We start from the raw sequence: 15,675 nt of genomic DNA, 5'->3' as shown, positions 1-15,675 counted from the left end.
TAACGGCATACAACGTACCGGAGGTGTCTTCATGAGTGATCCTTATATGCCGCTGACTTCAGTCAGAAGCGGGACTGGGTTCGAGGCCGCAAAGGGTGTACATGGTCTGACCGTGCAAATTGCGAATGTCTATTTTATTCAGTATCCTTCTGAACCTCATTCATTTATTTTAATAGATGCCGGCATGCCTCAATCAGCCGGCATGATTTTAAACGAAGCAAAACAAAGATTCGGTGATGACTACCACTTGAAGGCCATTATTCTGACACACGGGCACTTTGATCATATCGGGGCCATTGAAGAGATCCTTGAGCATTGGGATGTTCCTGTTTATGTCCATTCGCGGGAAATGCCTTTTGTGACCGGAAAAGAGGATTATCCGCCGGCGAGGCCAGACAGCAAAAGCGGTCTGGTTGCCAAGCTGTCGCCGCTGTTTCCGCGCCATTCGATCGATATTTCCGCTCATGTTCAAGCACTGCCTGAAGACGGCACTGTTCCGTTTTTGGACGAGTGGATCTGGATCGCAACACCGGGCCACACACCGGGCCATATTTCATTATTCCGCGAGGACGGCCGTGTGCTTGTCGCTGGCGATGCGGTGATTACAGTTGAACAGGAAAAAATGGCTGACGTCTTCATTCAAAAACAGGAGCTTCACGGCCCGCCGGCTTATTTCACACCTGACACTGAGATGGCCGCCGAGTCGATTCAAAGACTTGCCGAACGAGAACCGGAAGCGCTGCTGACCGGGCACGGCATCCCAATGACAGGCAGAAACTTTCGCAGTGATTTAATGGAATTGGCCCATCATTTATCATCCCTTTGACACTCGCAAACGCGGGTGTTTTTTTATTTGTTTTTCCAAGAAGATGCAGAAAAATCATTTGTCTTCCCGCTCAAAAACGATACAATGAGAAGCATGAATGCGATTTGGAGGAGAGAGTTTGTTGGAAGATAAAGAAATACTCTGGAACGAAGCGAAAGCGTTTATTGCCAATTGCTATCAGGAACTCGGAAAGGAGAATGAAGCGCAAGACCGTCTCGATGACATTAAAAGTGAGATTGACCGGACTGGAAGCTATGTACATACAAAGGAAGAGCTGGCGCACGGGGCGAAAATGGCTTGGAGAAACAGCAACCGCTGCATCGGCAGACTGTTCTGGAATTCGCTGAATGTCATTGACAGACGTGACGTCACGACAAAAGAAGAAGTACGGGACGCTCTGTTTCATCACATTGAAACCGCCACAAATAACGGGAAAATCAGGCCGACCATTACGATTTTCCCTCCGGAAGAGAAGGGCGAAAAGCAAGTCGAGATCTGGAATCATCAGCTGATCCGGTACGCGGGATATGAGTCCGACGGAGAAAGAATCGGCGATCCTGCTTCCCGTTCTCTCACCGCAGCCTGTGAGCAGCTCGGCTGGCGCGGAGATCGGACTGATTTTGATTTGCTGCCGCTTATTTTCCGCATGAAGGGTGACCAACAGCCGGTCTGGTATGAGCTGCCCCGGTCACTGGTGATAGAAGTTCCGCTGACCCACCCGGAATTCGAAGCGTTTTCTGACCTGAAGCTGCAATGGTACGGCGTGCCGATTATTGCGGATATGAGGCTTGAGATCGGGGGCGTTCATTATAATGCCGCACCGTTTAACGGCTGGTATATGGGAACGGAGATCGGTGCGAGAAATCTGGCTGATGAAAAGCGGTATGATAAGCTCAAAAAAGTGGCATCCGTTATCGGTATTGCCACTGATTACAATGCGGATTTATGGAAGGATCAGGCGCTTGTTGAATTGAATAAAGCTGTCTTGCACTCGTATAAAAAGCACGGCGTCAGCATCGTCGATCATCACACGGCTGCAAGCCAGTTTAAACGGTTTGAAGAACAGGAGGAAGAAGCGGGCAGAAAGCTGACGGGTGACTGGACGTGGCTGATACCGCCGATTTCACCCGCCTCCACACATATTTTTCACCGATCTTATGACAATTCAATCGTCAAGCCGAATTACTTTTATCAGGATAAGCCTTACGAATAGACAATTGAAAACCGGTGATGGCCTTCAAGGCTGCTGGATTCAGTGACAGAGATGCCGGTAACCTTTGAAAAGGGGCTGCCTTTCTTCACGGCCTCAAGAAATGATTGCAAGGCGTTTTCCGGCCCTTCGGCCAAAATCTCGACACGCCCGTCATCACGGTTTTTGACCCAGCCGGTGAGTTTATGCTTATCGGCTTCCGCTTGAACGAAGTAGCGGAAACCGACACCTTGAACCCGGCCGTCTGCAACGATTCGATATTGAAGCATGTAAAAAACCACCTTTTCTTTTTATGATAATCAATCATTTTATATCCTGTAAAGGAGATGTGTTTGTATGACATCAGCTCATTATTCAGTTCTTTCTCTTAATTTGGGAAAGCCGCAGACGCTTGAATACGATGGAAAGAAAATAGAGACCGGCATTATGAAGCGGCCGGCTGATTCCGCGGTTATGCTGTATCGGGAGAATTTTGAAGGAGACGGACAGGCGGACCTCGTCAATCATGGCGGCCCTGATAAGGCTGTCTGTGTCTATTCCGCGGAGCACTATCCGTTTTGGACGGAGTTTCTCTCAAGACCGCTCCCGGCCGCCGCGTTTGGTGAAAATCTTACGGTGCAAGGCCTGACTGAGGAGGACGTTTGCATAGGGGATGTCTTTCAGCTTGATGATGCCGTTGTTCAGGTCAGCCAGCCGCGTCAGCCGTGTATAAAACTTGCCAAAAAGTTTGGTGCAAAGGATATGGTGCTGAAAGTTCAGCAAACCGGATATACGGGATTTTATTTTCGCGTGCTGGAAGAGGGCAGGGTTGCTCCGGGCGCCAAGCTCGACCTGCTGTCCAGAGGCGAAAAAGGCATATCCGTCCAATTCGCAAACCATATCAAATACCATGACACAAAAAATCTCGCCGCCATTGAACGGATATTAAGTGAAGAAGCATTGTCGGAAAGCTGGAGATCTTCCTTTATCAAAAAGCGGGACAGGCTGCTTCCGATTCAATAAAAAAGCCGCGCATCTAAACGTGCGCGGCTTCACCATGTCAGGATTGTTTTTTCTTTGTTTCAAGCAGGTTGGCAAGAAAATAGGTTTTATAGCTTTGAAGCTTTCTTCCTTCATATTTCGTGATGCCCTGCTTTTTTAATTCTGCTACATACCAGCCTTTACTGCCGTAATGCATGTCAGAAAACTCCTTTCCCTATCTGATTGACCAAACGATTGGCATTGTAACATCTATCAAAAGATGCTGAAAAGAGATGCGGGAAAAACAGAGTCTTTCGCACTAGTGATGCGAACTTTCTTCCTGTATGTATATGCGGAGTAAACGCTGAATATGATTTAATGCCCGGTGAGTTTCAGCACAACAATGCCAAGTGTCATGATGCTGAACACAATACCGATATATGTAAGCATCCCGTTTTTTTTCTTCACGCCGAAAACGGTCATGATGATGCCTTCAATGAAAAAGACGATACCAAAAATAATAAACCACATGCGGACAATGGCTCCTTTCACAGACATTAATCCTAGTGTAGCATATCTGGGTGGGCCGGGCTGTGACAATATAGAGAAGCCGGGCATATGCCCGGCTTAGGTGTTTTATTGTTTCTCAACCAATTTGACCAACAGCTGTGCCAAATGTTTTTTCTCATCATCATCCGCAACGCGCCAAAGCTCCTGCAGCAGCATTTCTTCACCGTTTTGCGGTTCTTCATGCTTTGCGAGGTAGTCTCCCAGGATCGCAGCGCTTTTGACAAGCTTGCCGTCATCTAATCCTAATTTCTTGCCCCGGTTAACTTGTTTTTTCAGGTAGTCTTTAAATTCTTCAAAGTCTTTTAAAATTTCTTCTTTTATTGTTCCGTGCATTGCATTCATTTCGTTTTCAATTTGGATTTTTTCTTGATCTCTGTTCATTACAGTGCCTCCTCCTGCAGAATAGTGATGATTTACCTGTAAAAGGAGGAGGTTAAACATACGAAATGTGTTTTTACAGCTTTGTCAGGATAATCGGCTCGTCTTTGGTGATGACGATGGTGTGCTCAACTTGGGCAACCATGCTTTTATCCGGCGTCTTAAAGGTCCAGCCGTCTCCAGCTTCGACGATGGTTTCCGCTTTTGTTGAAATGAATGGTTCAAGTGCGATCACTGTGCCGTTTTTGAAAAGCGCGTTATCAAATGGATCATAATAGTTCATGATGTGGTTCGGCGCTTCGTGAAGGCTTCTGCCGATTCCGTGGCCGGTCAGGGTTTTAATGACGGTAAATCCTTTAGAACGTGCTTCATGATAAACGGCTCTCCCGATCTGATTTTGGCGCTTGCCGGCTTTTGCCTGCTGCAGCCCTTTTTGGAAGGCATCTTCTGCGCATTGGCATAGCTTGTGAAGGCGTTCTTCTCCTTCACCGAGCACAAACGAGATGCCTGTATCGGAGTAGAAACCGCCGAATTCAGCAGAGATATCAATGTTCACAAGATCTCCGGCTTTTAAAATAGTGGATGTGCTTGGAATACCATGCGCCACTTCATCATTTACGCTGATGCATGTCACACCAGGAAAGTCGTATTCTTTTTGCGGAGCCGAAACAGCGCCATGCTCGTCAAGCACCGCTTTACCGATAAGGTCAAGATCTTTAGTGCTCATGCCGGGCTCTGCTTTCCGTTTCATTTCTTCACGCGCCAGCGCTACAATTCTGCCGATTTTTTTCAGGCCTTCTAATTCTTGATCGTTTGTTACAATCATCTGTCATTCCCGCTTTCTTTTTAAATAATCTAGTTTAAGCTTACCACAATTGGCTCTAGAATAGGAAACACGCGAACCTGGGAAAAAAGAAATATGCCGGGAAAATTGGTATAGATCACTAGATATCTTGTATGGTATATTTTTAAAAAAGGGTAAGAGGGGGATGGGTATGCTTTCATTTTTACAAAAGCTTGGAAAGTCATTTATGCTCCCGATTGCGGTTTTGCCTGCAGTCGGGATTATCCTTGCACTTGGCAGGGAGGATTTATTCGATATCCCGTTTGTTTATCAAGCGGGAACTGCTGTTTTTGATCACCTGCCGCTTATATTTGCGATTGGGATTGCCATCGGCATTTCAAAGGACAGCAATGGGGCCGCGGGTTTATCAGGGGCGATTTCGTATCTGATGCTCGACGCGGCAACAAAATCGATTAATGAAGCAAACAACATGGCGGTATTTGGGGGAATTATTGCCGGATTAATTGCGGGTTACACCTATAACCGCTTTAAGGATACAAAACTGCCGGAATATCTCGGGTTTTTCAGCGGCAGACGGCTTGTGCCGATTGTCACCGCTATTTTCACAATCATTTTAGCAGGAATATTCGGTTCGATATGGCCGCCGATTCAATCGGGAATTAACGCGTTTGGGGAGTGGATGCTTGGGCTTGGCGGAATCGGCGCGGGCATATTCGGCTTATTCAACAGGCTGTTAATTCCGCTCGGTCTTCACCACGTGCTCAATAATATTTTCTGGTTCCAATTTGGCGAATATAACGGAGTGACAGGAGATTTGGCGCGCTTTTTCGCTAAAGACCCGACAGCGGGCACATACATGACGGGATTCTTCCCGATTATGATGTTCGGCCTTCCGGCGGCATGTCTGGCAATGATTGTGACTGCCAAGCCGTCAAAACGAAAAGCAACGGCCGGAATGATGATCGGTTTTGCGTTGACTGCGTTTATCACAGGGATTACGGAGCCAATTGAGTTTGCATTTATGTTTTTATCTCCGCTGTTATACGCAGTGCATGCAGTCTTAACCGGACTGTCGTTATTCATCGTTAATTTGCTCGGCATACGCTCTGGATTTTCTTTTTCAGCCGGTGCGATCGATTATCTTTTGAGCTACGGAATTGCAGAAAAGCCGCTGCTGCTGCTTCTGGTAGGTATATGCTATGCGGCTGTATACTTTGTCGTGTTTTACGTCTTAATTAAGACGTTGAATTTGAAAACGCCGGGACGTGAGGATGATGACTTGGATGAAGTGCTGGACGAGAACACAGCACAGTCTGTCAATGAAAACATCATGCTGAAGGGGCTTGGCGGAAAAGAAAACCTGCAGACGATTGATCACTGTGCGACAAGGCTGAGATTGACAGTGAAAGATACGTCTTTAGTAAATGAAGCGTTATTAAAGAAAGCAGGCGCAAAAGGAGTCGTCAAATCGGGCGGGCAATCAGTACAAGTCATTATTGGCCCGAATGTAGAGTTTGCGGCAGAGGAATTGCGCGCTGCAGTGAAATAAAAAAAGCAGAGAGGCCAGCGGGACTGACCCCTGTTTTTGAGACAGGGATCAAAACACCTTTTATACAGCCAATTGCCGATAGCTTATCGGTGATTGGCTGTTTAGTTTCGTTTGAATACGAATGTTGTTATAATAATAAATGTATTCTTTGACAGTGCGTTCTACGATGGCGGTCGTGGTTCGATTAATGCTGTTAAGATAGAACGTTTCAGACTTTAGTGAGGAATGAAACGATTCGATGGAGGCATTATCAGCGGGCGTCCCTTTGCGGGACATGCTCATGGTAATGCCTTTTGTTTTAACAGCTTTCTGATACTCATAAGATGTATACACAGATCCTTGGTCACTATGTAACACGCAGTTCTGAGGCAGTGTTGGCAGTTGATCAAGTGTGTTTAAGACAAAGTCTGTGTCCTGCTTATCTCCAATCGTGAAAGCAATTACTTCTCCATTGTATACATCCAATATACTGGAAAGGTACAATTGTTTCTGTCCATAAGGCAAATACGTGATATCCGTTACTAGTTTTTCAAGAGGATGATCGGACTGAAAGTTTCGATCTAATATATTATCAACCACGGCATATGGCTGCCCATTCTTCTTGCGCTTTTTCACCTTAACCCGGCACTGCCACTGATTTTTCTGCATGATACGCTGAACCGTTTTATGGTTAATACGCATTTCCTTTTTTAATATAGCTGTAATTTTTCGATATCCATATCGATACTTGTGCTCTCGGCACAACGTGCCGATTTGTTTTTCCAAATGGCGTTTGGGATGATCTTTCATCAGGTTCTTCTTCCAACGATAATAAGACGCTCGTGAGATACCTAAATGAACACAGATATTCTGTACGGTCATTGTGCCGTGCAATACTTCTACAAGTTCGACTGACGTTTGGCTATCAACTTCCTTTCCAATTCGTTGTACTTTTTTAAAACTTCATTTTGTTGTCTCAGATAACGGTTCTCTGCCTGCAGTTTCTCTAATTCGGAAGAATACTCCGGACCTTTTCCGTAAGTGTATTGCTTACCAACAGGCTGTTCAAATCGATGTGTATCCCCAGCTTTATGCCATCTAACCCATGTCTGAACCTGCGTCTTATTCCTGATATTCAATTCCTGCATGATCTCTTTCATAGGCACGCCTGCCAATCTCATTTCTACAGCCTTCTGTTTGACTTCAATCGGATAACTCATTCTTGTTCCCATACAAAAAACACCTCCAAGTCTTATTTCGGATAACAACTATCCGTTTTCAAACTTGAAGGTGTTTTTTATTTGTCTCATCTTATGGGGTCAGTCCCCAGCCTCTCTGCTTTTTTCTTATTTATCTTCGTCTTCTGTTGACGTCTCTGAATCCTCGCCGTGTTTTGTGTAATCATAATCGGAAGGGTTCACCTTTGTAAAACCTTTCGGGTTGTAGAAACGCAGCAGGTCTCCGTTTATGATTTTATCGGACATTTCGAGTTCCTTCTTGACGAGTGAGTCTTCTGACTTGTCGATCTCAGATTCATCAAGCTGTTTCCCGGTTTTTGTGTCATAGTACTTGCCGGATATTTTCGTGTACTTCGGTGATATAAAGTCTCCGTTGCGGAACGGAATTACTTCACGGTGTTCTTTAGATAAAATATCAGAACCGGACATCAAGTAGTCTTTCGTATCCACTCCGAGCAAATGCAGAAGGGTTGGAGCCACATCGACGTCTCCGGCATATTTATGAACTTTTTCGCCCTTCACGCCGGCAGCGTGGATAAAGAGCGGCACCCGCTGAAGCTGGGCGTTGTCATAATCGGTAATTTCGTCTTTGCCAAGCACTTTCGCCATCGCGTTATTGTGGTTTTCAGAGATGCCGTAGTGGTCTCCGTACATCACGATAACCGATTTATCATATAACCCGTCTTTTTTCAGGTCATTGAAAAATTGTTCAATGGACTGATCAAGGTAATGGGCTGACTGGAAGTAGTTGTTGACGACAGAGTCGCCAAAGTCTCCAGCCGGGAAGTCAGTATCCCCCTCATCCATTCCGAATGGGAAGTGGTTAGACAGGGTAATGAACTTCGTATAGAACGGCTGCGGCAAGCTTTCTAACAGCGGCATTGATTCTTTAAAGAACGGTTTATCTTTCATGCCGTAGTTTTTCGTGTTTTCTTCGTTCATGTCATAGTAAGCAGAGTCGAAGAACTTATCGATGCCTTCCGCTTTGTACATTTCGTTTCGGTTCCAGAACGTCTGCGTATTCCCGTGGAACGTCGCAGATGTGTAATCTTTAGACTTCAAAATCGCCGGAACGGATTGAAGCGTGTTTTGCGCTTTATTAACGAAAACGGAACCCTGGGCCAGCGGGTACAGAGAGTTTTCCATCATAAATTCTGCATCCGATGTTTTACCTTGTCCTGTTTGGTGGAAAAAGTTATCAAAGTAGAACGTTTCGTTATCGTGCGCCAGTTTATTTAAGAACGGTGTCACTTCTTTGCCATCAATTTTATAGTCGATGATAAAGGACTGTAACGATTCAAGTGAAACGTAAATGACGTTTTTTCCTTCCGCTTTGCCGAAATACACATTGTTCGGCACATCGTAATTGGCTTTCATGTAGTTCTCAACTTCCGTTACGTCGCTTGAATCGGCAAGTGCGCGCTGGCTGTTGGATTTGACATTCTGCACAGCGTCATAAATCGTGAAATTGTATGTTCCTAAATATTTGACAAGATAGTTTCGGTCAAATGATCTTGTCAGCAATTCAGGACGGTCTGACTCCGCAACTGCCAGGTTGATTAAGAAAACGAGAATCGAAGACGCAAGAACGATTCGGAATGATTTTTTGTTAGACGTATCGGCAGGCTTGTTCACTTTAATCGCTAAGATAATCAGAATGATCGTATCGATAAAGTAAAAGGCGTCAGTCGGTCTCATCAGCGAAAATGCGCTGTCACCGAGTTGGCCGCCGTTTGTTTTAGCCTGCATAATGACCGGAATCGTAATAAAATCATTGAAGAATCGGTAATACACAATGTTTGCGTACAGTAAAAAAGACATTAAAAAATGAATCACTATGATGGCTGTCTGCTGTAATTTTTTCTTGAACAAAAGTCCAAATCCAAGAAAGAATAAGCTTGAGCTGAGCGGATTCACAAAAAGCAATATTTTCTGGATCGTGTTGTCTATTCCTAAATTGAAGTTCAGGACATAACCGACATACGTCTTTACCCATAACAGGACGACCGCAATTAAGAAGAAGGCCAGTCCTCTTTCTTTTATAAATGTTTTCATTGTTACACTCCTTTTTTCCGATCACAGTTCGAGCGAAACGATAGAAAAAACGAACGTATCCAATATAACACGAATCAGCGGATTAGAAAAGTGAAAATCGTCCGATGGAAAAAGTGGCGAAAAACGCCGTCGAATCAACGTTTTCTTAGGAATTTGCCAGATGTAAAAGCAGGTTTATTACTGTAAATAAAGGAATAATATGGTTTGTGACAGCTGTATGATAAAATATGTTCATTAATGAAAAGAGGTGGGACGATGGATTATTCTCATATTGTGTCTGAAGATAAGATTAAACGCGCCATCAAAGACGGAGAATTTGACAACCTGCCGGGAATGGGAAAACCGCTGCCAAAGGATGATGCGGCCCACTTGCCGGAATCCCTGCGGATGGGCTACCGAATGTTAAAAAATGCAGGGATGGCTGAGGATGAGGGTGCACTGAAAAAAGAGCTTATGACCCTTAACCATTTAATCTCCAAGTGCTATGACGAAAAGGAACGTGAGCAATTAGTAAGAAAAAAATCAGAAAAGCAGCTGATGCTCGATAAGCTTGCCGACAAAAAAGGCATGTTTTCCAAACCAGCGTCATCGTTTTATAAGAATCAAGTATATGAGCGGCTGGGGCGAAACAGACCTTCTTCCACTTAGTTTTCCTTGTCAAGCGATGTTTTTTAGCCGTCCAGCTTCCCTTTTTTCCTCAATTTGACTTAGTTCTGTCTGCCCTAAAAGGTTTATGTTTTTCCATCTGTGGGGAATTGACCCATAAACGGGAAAGGGTGATGGGATGGAACAACTATTAGAATGGGTAGAGCGTATATCTGATTGGCTGTGGGGGCCGCCGCTAATTATCTTACTGACGGGGACGGGATTGTACTTCACCATTTTGCTGAAGTTTTTTCAATTTCGCTATCCTTTATATATTTTGAAGCAGACGATCGGCAGCGTAGGAAAAAAGCCAAAGGGAGAGGGGACAGTTACGCCGCTTCAGGCATTGACATCAGCCCTCAGTTCGACGATTGGGGCGGCGAACATTGTCGGAGTGCCTGCGGCTATCATGTTTGGCGGTCCCGGGGCTGTTTTTTGGATGTGGCTGGTTGCCTTATTTGCTATGGCAATTAAGTTTTCAGAAAGTGTGCTTGCGGTTCATTACAGAGAAAAAAATGAGCAGGGTGAATTTGTCGGGGGACCGATGTATTACATAACAAAAGGGCTGCGCATGAAATGGCTCGGCGTGTTTTTTTCTGTTGCACTGATCGTAGAGCTGATTCCAAGCATAATGGTTCAGGGGAATTCAGTTTCAGTCTCTCTTGCCGAAACGTTTTCTTTCAATAAAATATACGCCGGAATCGGCATCGCGTTTTTGATTGGTTTAGTTGTAATTGGCGGGGTGAAGCGGATCGGAAAAGTAACTGAGTTTGTCGTGCCTCTCATGGCAGGTGCATACGCGGGAGCCGGTCTCCTGATTGTTCTTATGAATCTTTCATCTGTTCCGGCGTTTTTCTCTCTCATATTTTCGAATGCGTTTACTTCTTCTTCGGCAGCAGGAGGATTTGCAGGCGCTGCCTTGGCTGAAACCATCCGCTGGGGGTTTGCCCGCGGCCTGTATTCTAATGAAGCCGGGATGGGAACCGCCCCGATTGCACATGCGGCGGCAATGACTGACCACCCCGTAAGACAAGGCTTCTGGTCTGTGATCGGCATTGTCATTGATACCTTGATCATCTGCACCACCACGGCGTTTGTCGTCCTTGCATCGGGTGTCTGGACAGGGAAGGACGCCTCAAATGACCCAGCAGCATTGACTACGGCTGCATTTCAGCATTATTTCGGAGCTGGCGGAGGGTACTTCGTTTCGATTTCTCTCGTCTTTTTTGTTGTCTCGACCATTATGGTTGTCATATTTTACGGCGTAAAACAAGCTGAATTTCTATTCGGACGGCTGTCGGGACATGTCATTAAATTCGTCTATTTAGCGGCTATTATCATAGGTGCCGCAGGCGGAGCAAAAGCCATCTGGGGCTTTCTGGACTTAGCGTTAGCTTTCATTCTCGTTCCGAATGTGATTGCGCTGTTATTATTGAGCAAGAAGGTAAAAGCGCTGTATACCGAATTTTTCACATCTGAACAGTATTACCTGAAAGATAGAAGAAAAACGAAACAGAGTGCTGTTTACCAGACAAAAGAAGCTGAAAACTCTTAGGGTTTTTGGAACTCAACATCGTCTTACTCTTGATGATCAATTAGATGAACAAAGGCAGCAAGATCGCATCACCACATTAATGAGCGTTATTGACTCTGAGGCTTTCTGTAAGTAAAGCCTCTCTTGAACCTCTGATGGCGGACTCGGCGATCGGTTCTTCAATGCTTCTCCTTTAGCTGCCTTTCATTTTTACAATCAGGCATTTTGACGTCGACAAAATAATAGTTTCAAACTCGTCTCTGCCAATACACTGGAAATAGACAGCGTATTGGCAGAGATTCCTCGTCTTTCTCTATTTCATCCTTCAGATGCCGTAAAAAGGAAGGAGGGCGTGATCCTGAATAGATTCAGATTTTACGATTCCTTCGATATATACAACAAATCCGCACAGTCCATTTCCGAAGTCAAACCCTCTAAACACGCTATCCCTGAGCAGCTTTCTGTTAATAGTGTTTTCCTTGAGATAGGAAAAATCGGCCCTTCCTTGTTGGCCTCGAGCTCACGGAGGAACTTGCAGGGCATTCTCGTGTTTATTCATAGGGTTCACCTCTCAAAACATTTGCTAGCTTTTTAGAGTAACCTTTCTGTTAAGCCATTCTATGACTTTCCGAATAGTATGAAAGCGCTATAAAAAGTTGTTGACTACATGTATATACAGGAATACAATATAAACATAAGTTGTATATACAAGTTATCAAACGGAGGGGTTGGCATGGGGGAACTGAACAGATCAGCACGGCAAATTGTTGAAGCAGTCGGCGGTGCTGAAAATATTGCAGCGGCAACTCATTGTGTAACACGTTTACGCTTCGCGTTAATAGATGAAAGCAAGGTTGACCAAGGGGTGCTGGATCAAATCGATGTTGTAAAGGGATCGTTTTCGACAAACGGGCAGTTTCAGGTTGTGATCGGCCAGGGAACAGTCAACAAAGTATATGCGGAACTGGTCAAGGAAACGGGGATTGGCGAGTCAACAAAGGACGATGTGAAGAAGGCCTCAGAAAAAAATATGAATCCTTTGCAGCGTGCTGTGAAAACGCTTGCAGATATCTTTATTCCGATTTTGCCGGCGATTGTCACGGCGGGTCTCTTAATGGGAATCAACAATATCTTAACGGCGCAGGGGATTTTCTTCAGTACAAAATCGATTGTGCAGGTGTACCCGCAGTGGGCGGATCTTGCCAATATGATCAATTTAATCGCAGGCACGGCCTTTACGTTCCTGCCAGCGCTGATCGGCTGGTCGGCGGTGAAGCGGTTTGGCGGCAATCCGCTCCTCGGCATTGTGCTCGGCGTTATGCTCGTGCATCCTGATTTACTGAATGCGTGGGGCTATGGCGCCGCGGAACAAAGCGGAGAGATCCCCGTATGGAATCTTTTCGGCCTTGAGGTGCAGAAGGTCGGCTACCAAGGGCAGGTGCTCCCGATTTTGCTCGCTTCGTATTTGCTTGCCAAGATTGAATTGTTTTTGACGAAACGGACGCCCGAGGGAATACAGCTTTTAGTCGTCGCGCCGATTACCCTGCTCGTGACGGGTTTTGCGTCCTTTATCATTATCGGTCCGGTCACATTTGCGATCGGGAATGTGTTAACTTCGGGGCTTATCTCGGTGTTCGGCTCATTTGCCGTGCTGGGCGGGCTGCTGTACGGCGGCTTATACTCAGCGCTGGTGATTACCGGAATGCATCATACGTTTTTGGCAGTTGATCTGCAGCTGATCGGCTCTAAGCTCGGAGGCACATTTTTATGGCCGATGCTGGCGCTTTCAAATATCGCCCAAGGATCAGCGGCGCTGGCGATGATGTTTATCGTAAAGGATGAGAAACAAAAAGGTCTTTCCTTAACATCAGGCATTTCCGCTTATCTGGGCATTACAGAGCCTGCCATATTCGGGGTGAACCTTCGCTACAAATTTCCGTTTATCATTGCGATGATCAGCTCAGGGCTGGCCGGGATGTATATCTCATCTCAAGGCGTTTTGGCTAGCTCCGTCGGTGTTGGCGGCGTGCCCGGCATTTTCTCGATTATGAGCCAGTACTGGGGTGCATTCGCAATCGGAATGGCGATTGTCTTGATTGTTCCGTTTGCCGGAACATACGCTTATGCGCGACTGAAACGTAAATAACAAAGGGGAGCGGGACGTGTTTTTGACGGTCCCTTTTTCCCATTTTCATTAAAAAAGACGGTGGTGGAGACAGATGAAAACAGAACAAACACCATGGTGGAAAAAAGCCGTGGTTTATCAAATTTATCCGAAAAGCTTTAAAGATACGACGGGAAACGGCATTGGCGATTTGAATGGAATTATTGAAAAGCTTGATTACTTAAAAACGCTTCAGGTTGATGTTCTTTGGCTAACGCCGATTTACGACTCGCCGCAGCATGATAATGGGTATGATATTCGGGATTACTTCACGATTTATCAAGAGTACGGCACAATGGAAGATTTTGAACGCTTATTAGCTGAAGCGCACAAAAGAGGCTTAAAAGTCGTCATGGATCTTGTGGTCAATCATACGTCAACTGAGCACAAATGGTTTAGAGAGGCGATTTCTTCAAAAGACAGCCCATACCGTGATTTTTATATATGGAAAAACCCGAACGAAGACGGCACAGCCCCGACAAACTGGGAATCGAAATTCGGCGGCTCGGCATGGAAGCTTGACGAAGCTTCAGGCCAATATTATCTGCACCTGTTTGATGTCACACAGGCTGATTTGAATTGGGAAAATGAAGAGGTCAGAAAGCATGTCTATGAGATGATGCATTTTTGGTTTGAAAAAGGAATTGATGGCTTCAGGCTTGATGTCATTAATCTGATTTCAAAAGACCAGCGCTTTCCGAATGCGGAAGACGGCGATGATGGCCGTACCTTTTACACTGACGGGCCGCGGGTGCATGAATTTCTGCATGAAATGAACGAAAAGGTGTTTTCACATTATGACAGCATGACGGTCGGTGAGATGTCTTCAACAACTGTAGATCATTGCATCCGTTATACAAATCCGGGCAACGAAGAGCTTGATATGACGTTTAACTTCCATCATCTCAAGGTCGATTATCCAAACGGAGAAAAATGGGCCTTGGCTCCGTTCGATTTTCTGAAGCTGAAGGAGATCTTATCCGTGTGGCAGACGGAGATGCAGGCGGGAGGGGGCTGGAACGCTTTGTTCTGGTGCAATCACGATCAGCCGCGCATTGTATCGAGATATGGAAATGACGGTCCATATCGGGTGAAATCAGCAAAAATGCTTGCGACGGCCATTCATATGATGCAGGGCACGCCTTATATTTATCAGGGTGAAGAGCTCGGCATGACCAATCCGAAGTTTACCGGCATCAGCTCCTATCGGGATGTCGAGTCGCTGAACATGTATCACGCCTTCAAGAAAAAAGGCATGGCGGAGAAAGAGATTTTAGCCATTTTACAGGAAAAATCCCGTGACAATTCCAGAACACCCGTCCAGTGGGATGATACGCCGAATGCCGGATTTACAACAGGCACGCCATGGATACCGGCCGCCGGCAATTACCGGGAGATCAATGCCGAGGCGGCGCTGAAGGACAAACACTCGGTCTTTTATCACTACCGGAAGCTGATCCAGATCCGAAAAACCTATGACATTGTCACAGAGGGAACGTATGAATTGATCGCAAAGGATGATCCGAACGTTTTTGCGTATATGAGACATGGCGAAAATGAGAAGCTGCTCATCATCAATAATTTTTACGGGACGGAGGCAGCCTTTACACTGCCGGACACGCTGAAGCCCGGCGAGTGGAAGGCAGAGGTGCTTCTGACAAACGATGAAGAGAGAGAAGAACTGAAGAATATGACGCTCCGCCCGTATGAGTCCATTGTTTATCATTTAACAAAACCGTGCTAAACTAAGCTGGGTGGTCAT

15 protein-coding genes are annotated in these 15,675 nt (G+C 45.6%); 8 read left to right on the top strand and 7 right to left on the bottom strand.

The genetic code is table 11. From position 1 onward, the window contains the following. Positions 1-31: 31 nt before the first annotated feature. Together DIC78_RS05940 and nosA are read left to right on the top strand one after the other, a co-directional pair. On the top strand, positions 32-826 hold the full coding sequence (locus DIC78_RS05940) for an MBL fold metallo-hydrolase (RefSeq protein ID WP_095714420.1): 795 nt from the start codon (positions 32-34) through the stop codon (positions 824-826). 121 nt (positions 827-947) lie between these two features. After that, complete coding sequence (gene nosA / locus DIC78_RS05935; RefSeq protein WP_127695698.1) at positions 948-2,039, top strand: nitric oxide synthase; 1,092 nt, start codon at positions 948-950, stop codon at positions 2,037-2,039. On the opposite strand, the gene DIC78_RS05930 is transcribed toward nosA, so the two are convergent. Then, entirely contained in the window at positions 2,030-2,305 is a 276-nt protein-coding gene (locus tag DIC78_RS05930; RefSeq protein WP_010333374.1) for an acylphosphatase, read from the bottom strand. The two genes, nosA and DIC78_RS05930, sit on opposite strands and share 10 nt — an antisense overlap. Before the next feature lie 67 nt (positions 2,306-2,372). Here DIC78_RS05930 and DIC78_RS05925 point away from each other — a divergent pair, with 67 nt between their 5' ends. After that, entirely contained in the window at positions 2,373-3,038 is a 666-nt protein-coding gene (locus DIC78_RS05925) for an MOSC domain-containing protein (RefSeq protein ID WP_127695696.1), read from the top strand. 37 nt (positions 3,039-3,075) lie between these two features. Here DIC78_RS05925 and DIC78_RS05920 read toward each other — a convergent pair whose 3' ends face one another. The 4 genes from DIC78_RS05920 to map all read right to left on the bottom strand — a co-directional run bounded on the left by DIC78_RS05920 (position 3,076) and on the right by map (position 4,770). Further along, positions 3,076-3,213: a YflJ family protein gene (locus DIC78_RS05920; RefSeq protein WP_010333376.1), complete on the bottom strand. Its 138-nt coding sequence runs from the start codon at positions 3,211-3,213 to the stop codon at positions 3,076-3,078. A gap of 158 nt (positions 3,214-3,371) precedes the next feature. Next, the gene (locus tag DIC78_RS05915) at positions 3,372-3,527 is read right to left on the bottom strand and encodes a hypothetical protein (RefSeq protein WP_010333377.1); all 156 of its coding nucleotides are present in this window, start codon (positions 3,525-3,527) and stop codon (positions 3,372-3,374) included. 105 nt (positions 3,528-3,632) lie between these two features. Further along, the gene (locus DIC78_RS05910) at positions 3,633-3,947 is read right to left on the bottom strand and encodes a DUF3243 domain-containing protein (protein WP_127695694.1); all 315 of its coding nucleotides are present in this window, start codon (positions 3,945-3,947) and stop codon (positions 3,633-3,635) included. A 73-nt stretch (positions 3,948-4,020) separates the two neighbouring features. Continuing rightward, on the bottom strand, positions 4,021-4,770 hold the full coding sequence (gene map / locus DIC78_RS05905; RefSeq protein WP_024120572.1) for a type I methionyl aminopeptidase: 750 nt from the start codon (positions 4,768-4,770) through the stop codon (positions 4,021-4,023). A gap of 169 nt (positions 4,771-4,939) precedes the next feature. Between map and nagE the strand changes: the two genes are divergently transcribed. Continuing rightward, positions 4,940-6,298 (top strand): N-acetylglucosamine-specific PTS transporter subunit IIBC, encoded by a 1,359-nt coding sequence (gene nagE, locus DIC78_RS05900; RefSeq protein ID WP_024120573.1) that lies wholly within the window; start codon positions 4,940-4,942, stop codon positions 6,296-6,298. Positions 6,299-6,358: 60 nt separating this feature from the next. On the opposite strand, the gene DIC78_RS05895 is transcribed toward nagE, so the two are convergent. Then, positions 6,359-7,509, bottom strand: a protein-coding gene (locus DIC78_RS05895; protein WP_127695692.1) for an IS3 family transposase whose coding sequence is annotated in 2 segments (ribosomal slippage) — positions 6,359-7,236 and positions 7,236-7,509 — 1,152 coding nt in all. Because the reading frame shifts where the segments join, the coding sequence is not laid out codon by codon here. Positions 7,510-7,623: 114 nt separating this feature from the next. Then, the gene (ltaS, locus tag DIC78_RS05890) at positions 7,624-9,570 is read right to left on the bottom strand and encodes a lipoteichoic acid synthase (protein ID WP_024120574.1); all 1,947 of its coding nucleotides are present in this window, start codon (positions 9,568-9,570) and stop codon (positions 7,624-7,626) included. Between the two features lie 255 nt (positions 9,571-9,825). Here ltaS and DIC78_RS05885 point away from each other — a divergent pair, with 255 nt between their 5' ends. The 4 genes from DIC78_RS05885 (at position 9,826) to treC (ending at position 15,657) form a co-directional block, all read left to right on the top strand. Further along, positions 9,826-10,218: a DnaJ family domain-containing protein gene (locus DIC78_RS05885; protein ID WP_059291655.1), complete on the top strand. Its 393-nt coding sequence runs from the start codon at positions 9,826-9,828 to the stop codon at positions 10,216-10,218. Between the two features lie 136 nt (positions 10,219-10,354). Next, on the top strand, positions 10,355-11,770 hold the full coding sequence (locus tag DIC78_RS05880; RefSeq protein WP_127695690.1) for an alanine/glycine:cation symporter family protein: 1,416 nt from the start codon (positions 10,355-10,357) through the stop codon (positions 11,768-11,770). Between the two features lie 712 nt (positions 11,771-12,482). Further along, complete coding sequence (gene treP / locus DIC78_RS05875) at positions 12,483-13,895, top strand: PTS system trehalose-specific EIIBC component (protein ID WP_127695688.1); 1,413 nt, start codon at positions 12,483-12,485, stop codon at positions 13,893-13,895. 73 nt (positions 13,896-13,968) lie between these two features. Then, positions 13,969-15,657 (top strand): alpha,alpha-phosphotrehalase, encoded by a 1,689-nt coding sequence (gene treC, locus DIC78_RS05870; protein ID WP_127695686.1) that lies wholly within the window; start codon positions 13,969-13,971, stop codon positions 15,655-15,657. Positions 15,658-15,675 lie beyond the last annotated feature (18 nt).

Source organism: Bacillus halotolerans (genome assembly GCF_004006435.1).
Taxonomy (GTDB): domain Bacteria; phylum Bacillota; class Bacilli; order Bacillales; family Bacillaceae; genus Bacillus; species Bacillus halotolerans.
The sequence above is the reverse complement of the archived record's forward strand: the minus strand, read 5'-3'. Positions and strand labels throughout refer to the sequence as shown.

Excerpts from the sequence above, each read along its gene's own strand:
- DIC78_RS05940 (WP_095714420.1), top strand. The coding sequence starts at position 32 with ATGAGTGATCCTTATATGCCGCTGACTTCAGTCAGAAGCGGGACTGGG.
- DIC78_RS05930 (WP_010333374.1), bottom strand. The coding sequence starts at position 2,305 with ATGCTTCAATATCGAATCGTTGCAGACGGCCGGGTTCAAGGTGTCGGT.
- DIC78_RS05925 (WP_127695696.1), top strand. The coding sequence starts at position 2,373 with ATGACATCAGCTCATTATTCAGTTCTTTCTCTTAATTTGGGAAAGCCG.
- DIC78_RS05920 (WP_010333376.1), bottom strand. The coding sequence starts at position 3,213 with ATGCATTACGGCAGTAAAGGCTGGTATGTAGCAGAATTAAAAAAGCAG.
- DIC78_RS05915 (WP_010333377.1), bottom strand. The coding sequence starts at position 3,527 with ATGTGGTTTATTATTTTTGGTATCGTCTTTTTCATTGAAGGCATCATC.
- DIC78_RS05910 (WP_127695694.1), bottom strand. The coding sequence starts at position 3,947 with ATGAACAGAGATCAAGAAAAAATCCAAATTGAAAACGAAATGAATGCA.
- map (WP_024120572.1), bottom strand. The coding sequence starts at position 4,770 with ATGATTGTAACAAACGATCAAGAATTAGAAGGCCTGAAAAAAATCGGC.
- nagE (WP_024120573.1), top strand. The coding sequence starts at position 4,940 with ATGCTTTCATTTTTACAAAAGCTTGGAAAGTCATTTATGCTCCCGATT.
- ltaS (WP_024120574.1), bottom strand. The coding sequence starts at position 9,570 with ATGAAAACATTTATAAAAGAAAGAGGACTGGCCTTCTTCTTAATTGCG.
- DIC78_RS05885 (WP_059291655.1), top strand. The coding sequence starts at position 9,826 with ATGGATTATTCTCATATTGTGTCTGAAGATAAGATTAAACGCGCCATC.
- DIC78_RS05880 (WP_127695690.1), top strand. The coding sequence starts at position 10,355 with ATGGAACAACTATTAGAATGGGTAGAGCGTATATCTGATTGGCTGTGG.
- treP (WP_127695688.1), top strand. The coding sequence starts at position 12,483 with ATGGGGGAACTGAACAGATCAGCACGGCAAATTGTTGAAGCAGTCGGC.
- treC (WP_127695686.1), top strand. The coding sequence starts at position 13,969 with ATGAAAACAGAACAAACACCATGGTGGAAAAAAGCCGTGGTTTATCAA.